The 17,419-nt window shown below is 37.3% G+C and carries 14 protein-coding genes and 1 pseudogene; 11 read left to right on the top strand and 4 right to left on the bottom strand.

Features of this window, described 5'->3' with window-relative positions:
• Positions 1-135: 135 nt before the first annotated feature.
• Positions 136-636, top strand: coding sequence for a PCYCGC motif-containing (lipo)protein (locus tag BMZ04_RS14270; RefSeq protein ID WP_093272155.1), 501 nt, complete (start codon positions 136-138; stop codon positions 634-636).
• A 269-nt stretch (positions 637-905) separates the two neighbouring features.
• On the opposite strand, the gene BMZ04_RS14265 is transcribed toward BMZ04_RS14270, so the two are convergent.
• The 3 genes from BMZ04_RS14265 to nhaC form a co-directional block, all read right to left on the bottom strand.
• Positions 906-1,169: a hypothetical protein gene (locus BMZ04_RS14265; RefSeq protein ID WP_093272151.1), complete on the bottom strand. Its 264-nt coding sequence runs from the start codon at positions 1,167-1,169 to the stop codon at positions 906-908.
• Between the two features lie 22 nt (positions 1,170-1,191).
• The gene (locus tag BMZ04_RS14260; protein WP_093272145.1) at positions 1,192-2,352 is read right to left on the bottom strand and encodes a class I SAM-dependent methyltransferase; all 1,161 of its coding nucleotides are present in this window, start codon (positions 2,350-2,352) and stop codon (positions 1,192-1,194) included.
• 112 nt (positions 2,353-2,464) lie between these two features.
• Positions 2,465-3,844 (bottom strand): Na+/H+ antiporter NhaC, encoded by a 1,380-nt coding sequence (gene nhaC / locus BMZ04_RS14255; RefSeq protein ID WP_093272140.1) that lies wholly within the window; start codon positions 3,842-3,844, stop codon positions 2,465-2,467.
• Positions 3,845-4,031: 187 nt separating this feature from the next.
• On the opposite strand from nhaC, the gene BMZ04_RS14250 reads away from it, so the two are divergent.
• The 3 genes from BMZ04_RS14250 (at position 4,032) to hflX (ending at position 7,866) form a co-directional block, all read left to right on the top strand.
• Positions 4,032-5,663 carry an AMP-binding protein gene (locus BMZ04_RS14250; protein WP_093272135.1) on the top strand — a complete coding sequence of 544 codons (1,632 nt, stop codon included), beginning with the start codon at positions 4,032-4,034 and terminating at the stop codon, positions 5,661-5,663.
• 172 nt (positions 5,664-5,835) lie between these two features.
• Positions 5,836-6,579: a VOC family protein gene (locus BMZ04_RS14245; protein WP_093272131.1), complete on the top strand. Its 744-nt coding sequence runs from the start codon at positions 5,836-5,838 to the stop codon at positions 6,577-6,579.
• A gap of 15 nt (positions 6,580-6,594) precedes the next feature.
• Positions 6,595-7,866 (top strand): GTPase HflX, encoded by a 1,272-nt coding sequence (gene hflX / locus BMZ04_RS14240; protein WP_093272127.1) that lies wholly within the window; start codon positions 6,595-6,597, stop codon positions 7,864-7,866.
• Between the two features lie 213 nt (positions 7,867-8,079).
• Here hflX and BMZ04_RS14235 read toward each other — a convergent pair whose 3' ends face one another.
• Positions 8,080-9,798 (bottom strand): ABC transporter ATP-binding protein, encoded by a 1,719-nt coding sequence (locus BMZ04_RS14235; RefSeq protein ID WP_093272123.1) that lies wholly within the window; start codon positions 9,796-9,798, stop codon positions 8,080-8,082.
• Positions 9,799-9,934: 136 nt separating this feature from the next.
• Between BMZ04_RS14235 and BMZ04_RS14230 the strand changes: the two genes are divergently transcribed.
• The 7 genes and pseudogenes from BMZ04_RS14230 (at position 9,935) to BMZ04_RS14200 (ending at position 17,340) form a co-directional block, all read left to right on the top strand.
• Entirely contained in the window at positions 9,935-11,422 is a 1,488-nt protein-coding gene (locus tag BMZ04_RS14230; RefSeq protein WP_093272119.1) for a peptide MFS transporter, read from the top strand.
• Positions 11,423-11,486: 64 nt separating this feature from the next.
• Positions 11,487-12,332 (top strand): DUF6612 family protein, encoded by an 846-nt coding sequence (locus BMZ04_RS14225; protein ID WP_143128307.1) that lies wholly within the window; start codon positions 11,487-11,489, stop codon positions 12,330-12,332.
• A 1,025-nt stretch (positions 12,333-13,357) separates the two neighbouring features.
• Complete coding sequence (locus BMZ04_RS14220; protein WP_093272111.1) at positions 13,358-14,311, top strand: ABC transporter permease; 954 nt, start codon at positions 13,358-13,360, stop codon at positions 14,309-14,311.
• Positions 14,301-15,248 (top strand): iron chelate uptake ABC transporter family permease subunit, encoded by a 948-nt coding sequence (locus BMZ04_RS14215; RefSeq protein WP_093272106.1) that lies wholly within the window; start codon positions 14,301-14,303, stop codon positions 15,246-15,248. The genes BMZ04_RS14220 and BMZ04_RS14215 overlap by 11 nt, the downstream gene beginning before the upstream one ends.
• Positions 15,249-15,250: 2 nt before the next feature.
• Entirely contained in the window at positions 15,251-16,012 is a 762-nt protein-coding gene (locus BMZ04_RS14210; protein ID WP_093272103.1) for an iron ABC transporter ATP-binding protein, read from the top strand.
• A gap of 20 nt (positions 16,013-16,032) precedes the next feature.
• The gene (locus BMZ04_RS14205; RefSeq protein ID WP_093272099.1) at positions 16,033-17,031 is read left to right on the top strand and encodes a siderophore ABC transporter substrate-binding protein; all 999 of its coding nucleotides are present in this window, start codon (positions 16,033-16,035) and stop codon (positions 17,029-17,031) included.
• Position 17,032: 1 nt separating this feature from the next.
• Positions 17,033-17,340 (top strand): annotated as a pseudogene (locus tag BMZ04_RS14200) (antibiotic biosynthesis monooxygenase).
• Positions 17,341-17,419: the final 79 nt, after the last annotated feature.

Below are 17,419 nucleotides of genomic sequence, written 5' to 3'. Positions count from 1 at the left end.
GAGGAACTCTAGCTAAGATCGCCGCGTCCTACGGCAACGCCTGAGCGACCAACATCCTGTAGGCCTTTAACGCGATTCAAAATCTGGACGCAATTACTCCGAGGCATAATTGATTAAGAAAAGGAAATATCTAACATGAAAAAAATACTATTTATATGCCTTACTTCTATATTAGTGCTTTCCGCATGTGGGCAGAATGCGACGAAAGAAAATCACGTAGAGCATGAAGGTCATGAAGATCATATTGCACATTTAGCAAATGGCGATTTACAAGAGACGACTGCCTCAACGGATGTATTGCCAACATTTTTAGAACATCAGTCAGAAGATATGCAACTTGTTTATCAAGCAGCAGCAAAAGCGCATGATATTTTAAAGTGGATGCCGTGTTACTGTGGTTGCGGTGATAGCGCAGGTCATTTGAATAACTTTAACTGCTTCGTTCAAGAGATCAAAGATAATGGAGAAGTCGTGTGGGATGACCATGGGACACGATGCGCAGCTTGTTTGGAAACGGCTGTAGCTTCCATTAAAATGGTACAAGAAGGTAAGTCGTTAGTAGAAATTCGTAATGCAATTGACGAAGCCTATAAAGAAGGTTTTGCAGCGCCAACTAACACTCCTATGCCATCGTAACTAGCAAAACTAAAACTGCTCCTTCTCACTAGTATGTGAGAAGGAGCGGTTTTTTTGTAAAGGTTAGAATCGGATGATCAACCAAGATAATCGGATAACCAAGTAGAATAATCGGATGATCAGTCAAGATAATCGGATAATAAAGCCGAATAATCGAATAACAAGCCACAATAATTAGATAACCAGCGAGTTGATTCCAATTATGCCTTTGTCATCATTTCTTGTAACGAGATTAAAACAAAAAAAGTCGTCTTCAAACGTGACGACTTTTACTGTGTAATTGCAAAATAAGCGACGAATAGAACGAGGACGACTACTGTATTAAGTAAGCTGTACTGCGTTCTCGAAATATTTTTATCAAATTTCCTCGATTTGTTGATGAATTTTATTCCTAAAAAGGTGACGAAAATCGCTAATAACAAGGCTAAAATAGGGGGCATATTATATACTCGTGCATCAATAAAATGCACAAGTATGATGCCGATTGCCATTGCTACACCATATGCAACTTTTTTTAATGACGGTTCTTTCATTACTTCAACTCCGATTCTAAACTTACATGTATTCTCTTAGCTCATTCTCCAAAAACGGATCCGCATTTAACATCTGCTTAAACTGTTTATAACTTTCCATTTGTTCAGCAGTTGCTTTTTTTCCGTTCTTATAAGCTCGTATTAATATGTTTTTCGGCGTGTTTTCCATATCTATAAACTCGACTAATTGTGCCTCATAGCCAACCATATTTAGAATTTCTGCTCGAATCGAATCTGTAGCAAGCGCTGCAAATCGTTCTTTTATGAGTCCATGCTTTAGCATAATATCGAGTCCCGGTGCATCTAACTGTCTATTCAATTCATGCTGACAGCAAGGGACACTTAAAATAACACTCGCTCCCCATTTAACTGCACGCCCAAGTGCCATATCTGTTGCAACGTCGCAAGCATGCAGTGTTACAACCATATCCACAGCCGTTTCGTCGTTGTAATCATTAATATCTCCAACTAAAAACTCGAGCTGATCATATCCTAAATCCTTTGCAATCTTCGCACATTCTTCAATTACTTCTTTTTTCAAATCCAATCCCGTTACCCGAATATCGAAACCTTTTTCGATTTTTAAGTAATGATATAGGGCAAATGTTAAATACGATTTCCCTGATCCGAAATCGAGAATTCGCACGGGTTTATCCTGTGGTAAATGGGCAAGAGCATCGTCGATAAACTCTACGAAGCGATTGATTTGCTTGAATTTATCGTACTTTTGTTTTTTTACTTTACCTTCCTCGGTTTGCACCCCTAAACGAATAAGGAAAGGATATGGAGTGTTTTCATCTAATAAATAATTCTTTTTCCGGTTATGGGAAAGGTTTACTGTTTTTGCAGCTACAGTTTTCTCCGATTTCCACATCACTTTATTTTTCTTAGAAAGTTGGGCTTGTACTTTTTCAGTAACAAAATCCACGTGAATCTGACGAAACTGTGTCAACAAATCATCCAAAGTTTTTTCGAATTCTTCTAACAGCACATTCTCATGTTTTAGAATGCGTTCGTATTGATATTCTAGTTGAATATGATACATATTTTTTATTTCGATTGGTTTTAGTTTTACACGCTTTATTTCATTGGACTTAGCTCGTGGCTGGCTGATTGTTGCAGCAACCAACTGCTTATTTACAATTTGCTCTATTAGATATTCTTTCATTTCTTGAAATTCCATACGATTCGCCTTCTTTTTCCGTAATATACTTGGAAATAGTGTATCACATCGATGATAACTTAGGTTAGTTGGAAAATTGGGCGGCTTAGTTGTAATATGCAGTAAATGGAAATTACTTAATATAAGTAAGTGTTTTGCCAGTCAGTCCAAACAATATCGTAAGAATTGGGCTTAACAAGCAGAAAAAAGCGAATGGCAAGTAATCAATTGTAGAAACAGCTAATACATTCGTTATAAATATCCCGCATACACTCCATGGAACGAGAGGGTTCACGACTGTACCAGCGTCTTCCATGACACGTGCTAAGTTTTTATTCGCTAGTCCAACTTTTTTAAATTGTGCTTGGAATGATTCGCCTGTCAGTAATATAGATAAATATTGCTCACCTATTAGCGTGTTAACACCTATTCCAGTGAAAGCAGCCGCTGTAATGACCGACCCTACGCTTTTCAATAAACTTTCCACTTTCGAAAGTAAACTTTGTACGATACCTAGTGTAAATAATAGCCCCCCCATACTTAATGCAAGTATGACAAGTCCTACAGTAAACATCATGCTATTCAGACCTCCACGCGTAAGCAAAGAGTCGATTGCTTCAATTCCAATGCTAGATGTATAGCCGTTAAACAATATATTCAGTACTTCTGCAAAAGGAGTAAAATGAAAGAAATAAGAAATGCAAATAGCTGCAATGGAAGTTAATGCTAAAGCGATAATAGCAGGCACTTTTTTGATAGAAAGAATAAAGAGTAAAACAATCGGAAGTAATGTATACCAGTGGACCATACCTGTTTGAAGAAGCCCTTCTTGAAAGGCATTAATTTGACCCAGTTCTTGGATATCTTTATTTGGCGATAATAACGCATATCCAACAAACGATATTATAAATGCCGGGATTGTCGTCCACCCCATATTGCGGATATGTTCAAATAAATCCACTTGAACGATTGCAGATGCAAGACTTGTAGTATCAGATAATGGAGACATTTTATCTCCAAAAAAAGCACCAGATACAATTGCACCAGCTGTAATAGCTAATGAAATATCCATAGCACTTGCCATCCCAATAAATGCTACACCAACTGTTGCTACTGTTGTTAAGGAACTCCCAATGGACAATCCAACAATACAGGTAACTAAAAATACAATCGCAAAGAAAAAGTGTGGAGTGATAAATTGGAAACCTAAGTAGATAAGTGTTGGAATGGTCCCACCCATCATCCAGCTACTTATTAATATACCAATAAAGAAAAAGATGAAAATTGCCCCAAGTCCGGCTTTGGATCCTTCTACAAGTCCTTCCTCTAACTTTTTGAAAGGTACTCTTTTAAATAACCCATATGTGATCAGTAATAAAATCGCCAGTAAAATAGGCATATGTGGAACTGCAGCAAATTGAATAATGCAAACTGCCATTAATGCAATAATCATAATCGTAAGTAGAACAGCCTCTAAAAAAGAAGGTGTAATAGTCGAACGAATTCGAAACATTATAAATCCCCCTAGTTAAAAAATCTATCAAAATACTTTCGCGCTTCAACGCTTTGAAGTGGCGAAGTAATTAGGATTTTATCATGTTTTAGTATTAAGTCAATTAGTCATTAAAAAGTCTATTTTGTCAGAATTTTATGATAGAATAATAAGGGGAAGAAATAACACTCAAAAAGGGGAGATTTGTTTGTTAAACGAAAAAACAGTTGGACAAATTGTAAAAGAATCTGCGAGAAAGTTTCCAGAGACAGAAGCATACGTATATCCCGAGCTTGGCATTCGAAAAACCTATAAAGAATTTGATGAGGAAACAGACCAACTAGCAAAAGCATTCATTGGTATGGGTATTGAAAAAGGGGAGCATGTTGCAATTTGGTCTGATAACAAAAGAGAGTGGTTACTAAGTCAGTTTGCAACAGGAAAAATGGGAGCTGTTCTAGTAACTGTAAATACGAACTATCAAGAAAAAGAGTTGGAGTATTTACTGCAACAGTCTGATGCAACAACGCTTATTCTGTGTGAGTCATATAAAGGAACATCTTATCTGGATATTGTGCGCGCTGTTTGCCCAGAAATCGAGAGCTCGGAAAAAGGTAAAATACAATCTGAGAAATTACCGCATTTTAAACGTGTAATTGTCATGAGTGAAAATAAGTATTCAGGTATTTATACTTGGTCTGAGTTACTAGCTCACGCTGTAGAGGTATCTGATGAAACACTTGAGGAACACTTGAACGCCCTTCATAATGAAGATGTCATTAATATGCAGTACACTTCTGGAACAACTGGATTTCCAAAAGGGGTTATGCTAACGCATAAGAACGTAGTGAATAACGGACAACTCGTTGGAGATTATATACATCTTACAGAAAATGACCGACTATGTATCCCCGTTCCATTTTTTCATTGCTTCGGATGTGTTATGGGAACGATTGCATCTGTAACGCATGGGACAACCATGGTCATCATTGAACAGTTCAATGCGGAAAAAGTATTACAAATGGTACAGGACGAAAAGTGTACTGCATTACATGGTGTACCTACAATGTTTATAGCAGAGTTAAACCATCCAGAGTTTGCACAGTTCGATTTAAAAACATTACGCACAGGAATTATGGCAGGTTCTATTTGTCCAATCGAAGTAATGAAAAGAGTAATAGAAGATATGGGATTGTCGGAAATTACAATTGCATATGGGCAAACAGAATCTTCCCCAGTAATTACACAAACGAAGACGGACGATGCGATTGAAAAACGTGTTTCCACTGTTGGAAAGGCACATCCGGGAGTAGAAGTGAAAATTGTCGATCCTGTAACAGGGGAAGACACACCAGCAGGAGTTCCAGGTGAGTTATGTACGAGAGGTTATCTAGTGATGAAAGGTTATTATAAAAACGAAGAAGCGACAAAATCTGTGATTGATGCAGAAGGATGGCTACATACTGGGGATATCGCGGTTATGGATGAGGAAGGATACCTCGATATCACAGGTCGCATTAAAGACATGGTCATTCGTGGTGGAGAGAATATTTATCCAAAAGAAGTAGAGGAATTTTTGTATCAGCATCCATCCATTCAAGATGTACAAGTAGTCGGAGTTCCTGATCCGAAATATGGAGAGGAGCTTATGGCATGGATTATTTTAAAAACAGGTGAAAGCTTAAATGTAGAAGAGCTAAAGGCGTTCTGCAAAGGGAAAATATCACATCATAAAATCCCAAAATACATTGAATTTATCGATGCATATCCAATGACAGCATCCGGTAAAATTCAAAAGTTCTTACTTCGTGAAATGTCGAAAGAAAAAGCCCTGGTATAATCTTTATCAGCGGTAGATACAAAAGCCCGCTGCAAAATCTGGGCCAAATACGCTAAGGCGCATTTAGATTACTTATTTCCCGGGAAATCGACAAAGAGATGACATATTTCTAAGTCATCTCTTTTGTTTTACACACTTTCATTTGTAACTTTTATAGGAAAGGGTTGTTAAAATGTATTTAGATCATATAGTTCATCACGTAACAAAGACACCGGAGGAAGTAGCGATAGATTGGAACGTGAATGGAGTTCATTCAGTTATTGGAGGTCAGCATACACATTGGGGTACATATAATGCGCTTTTATACACAAAAACCAGTTATATCGAGTGGCTGGCACTTGAACATAAAGAAATTGCCGAAAATGCGAATCATCCATTAATTAATCTAATGTTGCTTGATTTGAAAACAGGTCCTGGTTTTGGAACCATTTGTATTCGTACGACAACAATTGACGAACTATGTCAGCAACTGGAACGGAAAGGTATAGAAACTACTGGGGTTTTACATGCCGAAAGAAAAACAACAAGTGGTCTAATACGTAAGTGGAAGATGTTATTTGTAAAAGAAGAAATAGGTGATGCACTGCCAACTCCGTTTTTCATCGAATGGGAGGAAAGTGATGAAGATCGCTATCAATTACTTCAAGAGGATGGCACAATTGATGAAAGTAATTTACAATTAAACATTTCAGCATGTGAGTTTCGTGTGCGTAATCCAAAGGAATTAATGAATAAGTGGAAAAGATATTTTGATTTAGTCGAGGAGGATGAACACATACTATTACTACGAAATACAAAGCTAGTGTTCAAACAGTTAGAAAACGGAACGAAAGAAAGACTTACAGCAGTTCATATAGAAGGATTCAAGGATAAAGAAACGCTTATATATGAACAGGCAATGTATCATTGCCAATAGGAGGAGGAGTTATTTTTGGAAGAACTTATAGAAAAGGCGATCATTGTTGCGGTCAAGATGCAAAATGACGAGCATTTTGAATATGGATTAGAAGAATTACACAATTTAGCCGAAGCGTTGAATGTGGAAGTAGTGGGAGAAGTTACACAAAATCTAGAGCGTGTTACAAATTCCCATTACGTTGGTACAGGTAAAGTAGAAGAGATTAAAAACTTTTACGACGAAGCTGATGCCAATCTTGTTATTTTTAATGATGAACTTACACCATCACAAATTCGAAATTTAGAACGGGACTTAGAATGTAAAGTAATCGATCGAACGATGCTTATTTTGGATATTTTTGCAAGACGAGCAAAATCGAACGAAGCACAGATGCAAGTAGAATTGGCGCAGCTTCAATATATGCTCCCACGACTAGTTGGACTTCGGGCATCTTTAGGTAGACAAGGTGGGGGGACAGGTGGCGGCTTTAAAAACCGTGGTGCCGGGGAAACAAAGCTAGAGCTAGATAGACGTAAAATCGAAGACCAAATTGCAAAACTAAAACGCGAGCTAGAGCATGTTAAAGACCAACGCGAAACACAACGAAAACAGCGTAAGAAAAATGCCATTCCAGTCGTATCACTAGTAGGGTACACAAATGCTGGGAAGTCCACCATTATGAATCAGTTGTTGAACAAAGTTGGCCAAGCAGATTCCAAACAAGTATTTGAAAAGGACATGCTATTTGCTACGCTTGAAACTTCCGTTCGTCAGATTAAGCTGCCAGACCAAAAAGAGTTTTTACTAACAGACACAGTTGGATTTGTTAGCAAACTTCCTCACCATTTAGTGAAAGCATTCCGTTCGACTTTAGAAGAAGCACGAGATGCGAACTTACTGCTACATGTAGTTGACGTGTCAAATGCCGAACACCGTTATATGATGGACGTTACGAACGAAACGCTACTTGCGGTAGGGGTGGAAGATGTCCCAACAATTTATGTATACAATAAATCGGACCTAGCAGATTTGAGATATCCTTATGTATCTGGAGAAAATATTTGGATTTCTGCGAAAGAAGGAGAAGGTCTAGATGAACTGCTAGGGATAATTAAAAAGCACATTTTTGCGGATTATGTTGTGTGCAATTTGTTAATCCCTTTTGACAGGGGCGATCTTGTCTCGTATTTAAATGAACATGCGTCCGTGGAGTCAACCTCATACGAAGAGGAAGGAACACTAGTAAAAGTTGAATTAAAGAAATCCGACTATGATCGACTACAAGAATTCATTGTTGTTCAATAATAAAAAGAAGAAGTCATTCCGCATGAGCGATATGCTTCTTCTTTTTATGTGACTTTACAGGAAGAAATTGGCTGAATGAGCCAATAGAGTTAGTGAACACGACAACCAAGCCCTTGAACGCGACTAACAACAAGTCGAACACGACAAACTACTAGCCGAACACGACAAAACCTAAGAGATCCCTTTGACACCAAGTCAAAGGGATCTTCCATATTAAACTTCCTGGAACTGAATATTATGCAACCTAGCAAAAATACCATCTTGCGCAACTAATTCATTATATGATCCATCTTCCGCAATCCCGTCTTCAGTTACAACTAACACTCGGTCCGCATCTCGAATAGTAGCTAGTCGATGCGCGATAATAAGCGTAGTTCGATTTTCTGCAAGCTCCATCAATGACTTTTGGATAATTTTTTCTGTTTCCGTATCAAGTGCAGAGGTAGCCTCGTCCAATATTAAAATAGGAGGATTTTTCAAAAACATGCGAGCGATTGCTAAGCGTTGCTTTTGACCACCGGATAATTTAAGACCTCTTTCTCCGATTTGCGTGTCATACCCTTCTGGAAGGCCAGCTATAAAATCTTCTAAATGAGCTTTTTTCGCCGCATCTCGAATTTCTTCTACAGAAGCATCTTTTTTCCCATATGCGATATTTTCTTCAATAGTGCCAGTAAACAAAAATACATCCTGTTGTACAATACCAATTTGAGCACGTAATGATTGCATTGTTACGTCTTGAATATTGAGACCATCAATAGAAATTGCACCTTCATTCACATCATAAAAACGTGGAATAAGTGAACAAATGGTCGTTTTTCCTGCCCCCGAAGGTCCGACAAATGCTACTGTTTCACCAGCTTTAATCGAAAGGTTAATATCCTCTAGTACAGATTTATGACTATCGTAACGGAAGCTGACATTCTCAAATTCAATGTTTCCATTTAAATGAGTGACACTTACAGCATTTGGACGATCATTAATCTCTGGTTCTTGTTCCATGAGATCCAAAAATCGTTTAAATCCAGCCATTCCTTTTGGATATAGCTCCAAAAGTGCGGTAATTTTATCCACTGGTTTGATTAACACATTGACATAAAGTATAAAACTTACAAGCTCCCCGGTTGTAAGTTTACCTTTAAATGTAAACCAAGCCCCCACAACAAGTACGACTAATGTCACAAGGCGAGTCATCATATAAATGCTGGAATGAGTACCAGCCATTACTTTATACGCACTTAGTTTTGCTAGCCGAAATTTCCCGTTATCTTCTTTAAAACGAGCGATTTCAAATTTTTCATTTGTAAATGATTGGACTACACGTACACCGGAAACACTATCTTCGACACGGGCATTTACATCTGCGATTTTGCCGTACATGTTCTTCCATGCTCTGTTCATCATAATGTTTCCATACGTAGCAACAATGGATAGGAAAGGAACCATAATGATTGCGATAATTGCAAGCTCTGGGTTGATATTGAACATAATTGCGAACGCACCAATAAGTGTCATAACAGCGATAAATATATCTTCCGGACCATGATGGGCAAGTTCGCCAATATCAAATAAATCATTTGTAATACGACTCATAATATGTCCGGTTTTCGTATTATCAAAAAAACGGAATGACTGCCGTTGCACGTGATTGAATAATTGCTGACGCATATCGGTTTCGATATTAATACCAAGCTTATGCCCAAAATAACTCACTACAAAGTTAAGGAAAGTGCTCAACATATAGACGAGCAACAACAAAATACTAACTCTTACGATCATATTCCAATCGCTAGTAGGTAATAATACATCGATAAACCATTGCACTGCGACAGGAAACGCAAGCTCTAGGATGGCGACGAATACCGCACTACTAAAGTCGATAACAAATAATCGTTTATGTGGTTTGTAAAATGAAAAAAACTTCTTTAGCACAAAATCTCTCCTTTCCTGTAATACATAGTGACTATTATAGCGAACAATTTCAGAAAACGAAATAATTGGATATTTTTTGACAGGGAAAAGTTAGGACGTTATAATGAATGTCTTATTTTAGAAAAGAGGTTAAAGCATGTTTTCAAAAGATGAAATTGTAAAATCAGTTCCTCAAAAAGGCTTCTTTGGACATCCTAAAGGTTTAATGTCCTTATTTTTCACGGAGTTTTGGGAGCGTTTTTCTTACTACGGGATGCGCGCAATTCTAATCTATTATATGTATTATGAAGTAACACAAGGTGGATTAGGGCTTGAGCGGTCAACAGCAAACTCTATAATGGCAGTGTATGGTTCTCTTGTTTATATGTCAGGAATTATAGGTGGTTGGATAGCCGATCGCCTGTTAGGTACGACAAAAACCGTGTTTTATGGTGGAGTATTAATAATGCTCGGGCATATCGTATTGTCGTTTCCTGGTGGAATTACGCCACTATTTATTTCAATGGCACTAATCATCATTGGAACAGGGCTATTGAAATCAAATATTTCGACGATTGTTGGCGATTTGTATTCGGAAAAGGATGCACGTCGTGACTCTGGATTCAGTATTTTCTATATGGGTATTAACATGGGTGGATTCCTTGCACCATTAATCGTTGGAACTATTGGTCTTGAGTATAATTTCCATTTAGGATTTGGACTAGCAGCAGTTGGGATGGCATTTGGATTAATCGTCTTTTTACTAACGAAGAAGAATAATCTTGGATTAGCTGGTTCGTATGTGCCAAATCCAATGTCCAAAGAAGAACGTAAAAAGGTATTTGCTAGAATCGGGATTGTCATTGTAATCGTATTGGCCCTTGGATTTGTTTTAGTGCAACAAGGGATTATGACAATTGATGTATTCACTATGACGGTTTCTATTTTAGGTATTGTTATTCCTACTTTGTATTTTATCGTGATGTATAGAAGTGATCGAACATCTGCTGATGAGAAGTCGAGATTGCTTGCTTATATACCGTTATTTGTAGCAGCGATGATGTTTTGGGCGATTGCAGAACAAGGAGCGAATATATTAGCGCAATATGCAGATGAGCGAGTTAATCTGATGGTAGGATCTTTTGAGATTTCGCCTGCATGGTTCCAATCGTTAAATCCGTTATTTATCATTGTGCTCGCTCCTATTTTTGCTTGGATGTGGATAAAACTTGGTGATAGACAACCATCTACACCTAAAAAGTTTGCTTTCGGATTATTCTTTGCGGGGATGTCATTCATTGTGATGATCATTCCAGCCTATATGAATGGAACAGAGACACTTGTTAATCCATTTTGGCTTGTACTTAGCTTCTTCTTAGTAGTGCTTGGTGAGTTACTTCTATCCCCAGTTGGTTTATCTGCAACAACGAAGCTTGCACCAGGCGCTTTTGCGGCTCAAACAATGAGTTTATGGTTTATGACGAACGCATCTGCACAAGCGATAAATGCACAAGTCGTTAAATTGTATTCACCCGAAAATGAAATTTTATACTTTGGTGTAATTGGTGTAATCGCGCTTGTTATTGGATTGTTATTATATTTAATGACGCCTTTAATCCAAAAATATATGCGTGGAGTAAAATAAATGAAACCTTTCACAAACCTTCCTCGTATTATAGTTATCAAAGCAGGAAGGGATGATAACTGATATGAAGAAATGGACAACGCTTATAGCTGTAGCCACATTATCATTAGGTTTAGCTGCATGTAACGAGACTGCTAAGCCTGCAGGAAGTGGAGAGGTAACAGAAAAGAGTAAGTTAACACTTCAAGAAGTATACGATAAATCTATCACTGCATCAGAAGAGCTCAAAAGTGTACGAGCAGTAATGGACTTAAATCAAACAATGAATATACCTAGCGAAGAAAATGAATTGGAAATTAGCTCGAAGATGGACATGGAATATATAGTAGAGCCGATGCAGATGCATCAAAAAGGGACTTCGACTGTAAATGGATTGGCGAAAGGTATGCCTGCTCAAACTTCTAGTTCTGAAAGTTATATGACGGCGGATGATTTATATGTGTATGAAGAATCTGCTGGAGAGTGGATGAAGTTTCCACAAGAAATGATGGCAGGAATTATGAATGCCGCAGAACAAGCAAATGCTTCTGATCAATTGAAACAGATTAAAGGATATTTAGATGAATTTACATTCGAACAGGATAATTCAAACTATATATTAACACTCGAAGCTTCAGGTGAAAAATTCACTGAATTAGTAAAAGCGCAAGTAGATGAAGTAATGCAATCGATGGGTGCAGGAGAAGAGATTCAAATGGATTTCGATATTAAATCGGTAAACTATTTGATACACATTGATAAAGAGACATTCCAAACGAATAAATTAGATGTTGTGATTGATATGGATATGGAAATAGACGGAGAAAAATTGAACGTCGTACAAGATGTAAAATCTACTTTTTCTGGTTTTAATGAAGTAGAAGAAATCGTCATTCCACAAGAAGTAATCGATAACGCTGTAGAACTATAAAATGGTATGACTATAAAACTGCTTCCAATTGTTGTGATAAAACAACGGTTGGGAGCAGTTTTTTGTTGGCTTTATTAATATTGACAATAATGATATGTGGATAGCTTTTCCTCAATAAAATAAGGAACACCGATTTTAAGGGGAAATGTGAAACCAGAAGTGACCGCTGGATTTTCGCTTCAGGCGGACGCTTTCCGCGGGCACGGCTTCAATCTCCTCGTCACTGCGTTCCTGCGGGGCTTTCAGCTCGTGCTGTTCCCGCTGGAGTCGCCGCCTTCCGCTTCAATCAACGAAATATGCTAGCTAATTAGCGTTTAGCTAAACAAATCAATAAGAAATAACTAGAACAGCTGCACGAAGCCGAAGTGGTAGCTATCGCTATATGAAAAAAAGCATATTAAACAGTGGACATGAGCTTCACTATGTATTTTACAAATTAATGCTCACCTCCTATTACTTATTAAGTAAACTCTTTGATCTGGGAAATGATTGCTTCCGTACATAAGTTGGTTGCTCTTAGCCATTTACCGGATCATTTTTACGAGATACTTACTAATATTGAATTTCCCTCTCCGATTCTAATCAAACTTTTGGTTTATAAAGCGAGAAACTAATTAGTCAGCAAGCTCCATTGATTTTCGCGGAAGGGCGTCGACTCCAGTGGGATGAAGTGAGACAGATGAAACTTCACAGCGCACGCGTAGCGTCGGTGAAGGTTCATCGCTCACCCCACGGAAAGCGTCCGCCCTGTAGCGAAAATCATTGCGGATACTTTATTCAACTTGCTAAGACGGACTATCCCTATATTGCGCAAACTATCTTTTAATAAGTGCAGTCTTTTTGTTTTCTACCTTTTATATAGTAAGATTGTAGTAGGGCAAAATAGCTTATATAGTGTATTGTCAATTGAAAATCATTTTCATTTAAAGGTTGACTTGTATAGGCAAGATGCTATAATAAATTTGTGGGTAAATGATAATGATTTTCACTATCGTGAATTCACAAAAAGAATGATGAGGATAGACATGAAAAAAAGATATCTTTTAATTGTACTAGTAGCACTTTCTCTTTTATCTCTCTTTGTTGGTGTAAGCAGAATTTCTCCGGCAGACTTGCTGGACTTTAATTCGGAAGAGACGCAAATATTTCTTATTAGCCGAATACCAAGACTAATTGCCATTATACTTGCAGGAGCAGGGATGAGCATCGCAGGTTTAATCATGCAAAGTCTTAGTAGGAATAAGTTCGTATCACCAACTACAGCTGGGACGCTAGATGCGACTAGACTAGGAATTTTAATATCGATGTTAGTTTTTACGAATGCTACGTATTTCCAAAAATTATCATTTGCATTCATCTTCGCATTAGCGGGCACATTGTTATTTATGCAAATATTGAATCGTATTAAGTTTAAAGATGCAATATTTATTCCACTAGTTGGATTAATGTTCGGGAATATTCTATCTTCCATTACCACGTTTTTTGCTTACAAAGCTAATATTATTCAAAACATGACTGTCTGGTTACAAGGAGATTTCTCTTTAATCTTAAAAGGCAGATATGAACTGTTGTACATAAGTGTACCGGTACTCGTCATTGCGTACTTCTATGCAAATCGATTTACCGTTGCAGGAATGGGCGAGGATTTCGCTAAAAACCTAGGACTCTCGTACAAGAGAGTGCTAAATTTAGGGTTAGTACTAGTAGCGTTAATTTCTACTACTGTTGTCTTAACAGTAGGTATGATTCCATTTTTAGGTTTAATCATCCCGAATATTGTATCCATTTTTAAAGGGGATCATTTAGAAAAAACACTACCACATACTGCACTACTCGGAGTTATTTTCTTACTGTTATGTGACATTCTAGGTAGAGTTCTTATTTTCCCTTACGAGATACCGATTGGTATGACGGTTGGTGTTATCGGAAGTGCAATCTTCCTAATCTTACTGTTTAGGGGGAGAGCGTATGCGAACTAGAACAAAACTGATTCTTTTAATCGTTTTAAGTATTGCGTGTATATCATTGTATTTATTTCAAGGATTGAATGGAAGTTATGATTATGCGCTACCTAGACGTACGATTAAAGTATTAGCGATGGCAATAACAGGGGTTGCAATTGCATATTCCACTGTAATTTTCCAAACAATTACGCATAACCGAATTTTAACACCGAGTGTAATGGGGTTAGATTCGTTATATATGCTAGTACAAACATTCATTTATTACTTTTTTGGATCAATGTCCATTTTAGTTATAAACAAAAACTATAACTTCTTTATATCTATAATCGCGATGATTGTATTCGCACTTTTGCTTTATCGCTTCTTATTTAAGGCGGGTAAACGACCGATTTATTTCTTACTTCTTGTTGGGATTATAATGGGTACGTTTTTGGGAAGTATTACTACTTTCTTACAAGTGCTCATCGATCCAAACGAGTTTACAAGTTTGCAAAATAAAATGTTTGCGAGCTTCAATAATGTAAACGGGGACTTAGTATGGTTGGCTATGATAATTATTACATTATCTACCATATACGGATGGCGGTACATTCGGGAATTGGATGTATTGTCTTTAGGACGGGACAATGCGATTAACTTAGGTGTGAATTACGATAAAATTGTTAAAAGTATGCTGGTGTTATCAGCTGTGTTAATCGCCACTTCTACTGCTCTTGTTGGTCCAATAACGTTTTTTGGATTGATCGTGGCAAACTTATCGTATCAATATTTTAAGACTTACAAGCACTCAACTCTTATAGTGGGTGCAAGTTTAATGAGTTTAGTTGCTTTAATAGGTGGACAGTGGGTTGTTGAACGAATTTTCACATTTAATACAACGCTAAGTGTCATTATTAACTTTATCGGTGGAATTTACTTCATTTATTTATTATTAAAGGAGAGTCGAGCTTAAGAATGATCCAAGTAAAAGAGATATCAAAGCACTTCGGTAAAAAACCAGTAGTAGACAAAGTAAGTGTCAATATTCAGTCTGGGAAGATTACGTCATTTATTGGTCCGAATGGTGCTGGAAAATCAACACTATTGTCAATGGTCAGTCGTTTATTGGATGCAGACACGGGTGAGGTCCTACTAGATAAATCAGATGTACGTAAATGGAAATCCGATGAGTTCTCTAAACGAGTTTCTATTTTGAAGCAATCGAACTATATGAACGTCCGCTTAACGATACGTGAATTAGTGTCATTTGGTCGATTTCCTTATTCTAAAGGGCGACTGAATGCAGAAGATACAAAAATGATCGATCAAGCAATTGAATATATGAATTTAGCGGATATTCAAGATGATTATTTAGATGAATTGTCCGGTGGGCAACGTCAACGAGCTTTCATCGCCATGGTAATTGCGCAAGATACGGAATATATTCTATTGGATGAACCATTAAATAACTTAGATATGAAGCATTCTGTCCAAATTATGAAAATTCTACGTAAGCTTGTAGAAGAGCTTGGTAAAACAGTAGTCATTGTATTGCATGATATTAACTTTGCTTCTGTATACTCTGATTATATTGTTGCATTGAAAAATGGGCGTGTAATTAAGGACGGTCCCACACATGAAATTATTAATTCGGATGCGCTAAAAGAGATTTATGATATGGATATTCCAATCCAAGAAATGAATAGCTGTCGCATTTGTGTATATTTTAATTCATAAGAAAAAGGGGAAATTGACATATGAAAAAGTATAAATTTTTAACAGTCATGTTCGCAATGCTTTTATTAGTATTAGCAGCATGTGGAAATAAAGAAGAAGCAACAGAAGATAATTCTAATGCAAACGAAAATACAACAGAAGAAACACCTGTAACAAACGAATCATCTGTTTTCCCATTAACAATTGCGCAACCAGAAGGGTATGCTGAAGTAACATTGGAAGAACAACCAAAAACAGTTGTAGCATTTGACTATGGATTCCTTGATACTCTAGATGCACTAGGTGTTGACGTAGCAGCAGTATCACAACAAAGCTTACCGAAATATTTAAGTAAATATGCGGATGAAGCTACTTATAAAAATGCCGGTGCTTTAAAAGAGCCAGATTTCGAAGCAATTCACGCAATGAAACCAGATGTAATTTTCATCTCTGGTCGTCAAGCTGATGCATATGAAGAATTAAGTAAAATTGCGCCAACCGTTTATGTTGGCTTAGACACACAAGACTATGTTAACTCATTTAAAGTTAACACAGAATTAGCGGGTAAAGTTTTCGGTAAAGAAGCAGAAGCAACGAAAGCTTTAGAAGAAATTGATGCACAAATCGCAGAAATCACTGCAAAAACTGCGAACTTAGATGAAAAAGCATTAGTAGTTCTTGCATCTGAAGGCGAATTAAGTGCATACGGTCCTGGTTCCCGATTTGGTGTAATCCATGATGTATACGGTATTAAACCTGTAGATGAAAATCTAGAAGTATCTACGCATGGACAAAGCGTTTCATTTGAATATGTACTTGAGAAAAATCCTGATATGCTTTTCGTAGTAGACCGCGATGCAGTAGCATCTGAAGGAGAATCTGGTACAAAAGCAGCCATTGAAAACGAAATCGTAAGTAAAACAAATGCTGTTAAAAATGGCAAAGTCTTTTACTTAGATCCAGAAGCCTGGTACTTATCAGGTGGTGGTATTGAATCAGAAAAAGCAAAACTTGCTTCCATACAGGAGGCACTTCAATAATATGTTCTATCAAATTAGACGTATGATCGTTAAAGAAGGAACTTCCAACTTGTCGTAGACCGTTTTCAAAGTGAAGGACTTATTGAAAAGCAGCCAGGTTTTGAAAAGCTTGAAGTACTTGTAAAAAAGGTTCGACGTGGTGAAGAAGAAGTATTAGTCATCGTACAATGGGCGTCAGAACTTGACTGGAAGAACTGGGAAAAGAGCCCCGAGCATATTGCTGGTCATAAAGCAAAGCTTGGTCAGCCTAAACCTGATCATATTATTGAGTCCAGTGGTGGGATATACGAGTTAAAAGCAAGTAAATAATAGAAATCCACGAGGAATTGATCCTCGTGGATTTTTTTCTTGTTGCTTAAGAAAAAATAAAATAGTGCGCACTTTTCCT

The organism is Psychrobacillus sp. OK032, assembly GCF_900111345.1.
In the GTDB taxonomy this organism is placed as follows: domain Bacteria; phylum Bacillota; class Bacilli; order Bacillales_A; family Planococcaceae; genus Psychrobacillus.
Note: the sequence above shows the minus strand (reverse complement) of the source record. Positions and strands in the feature narration are given on the sequence as shown.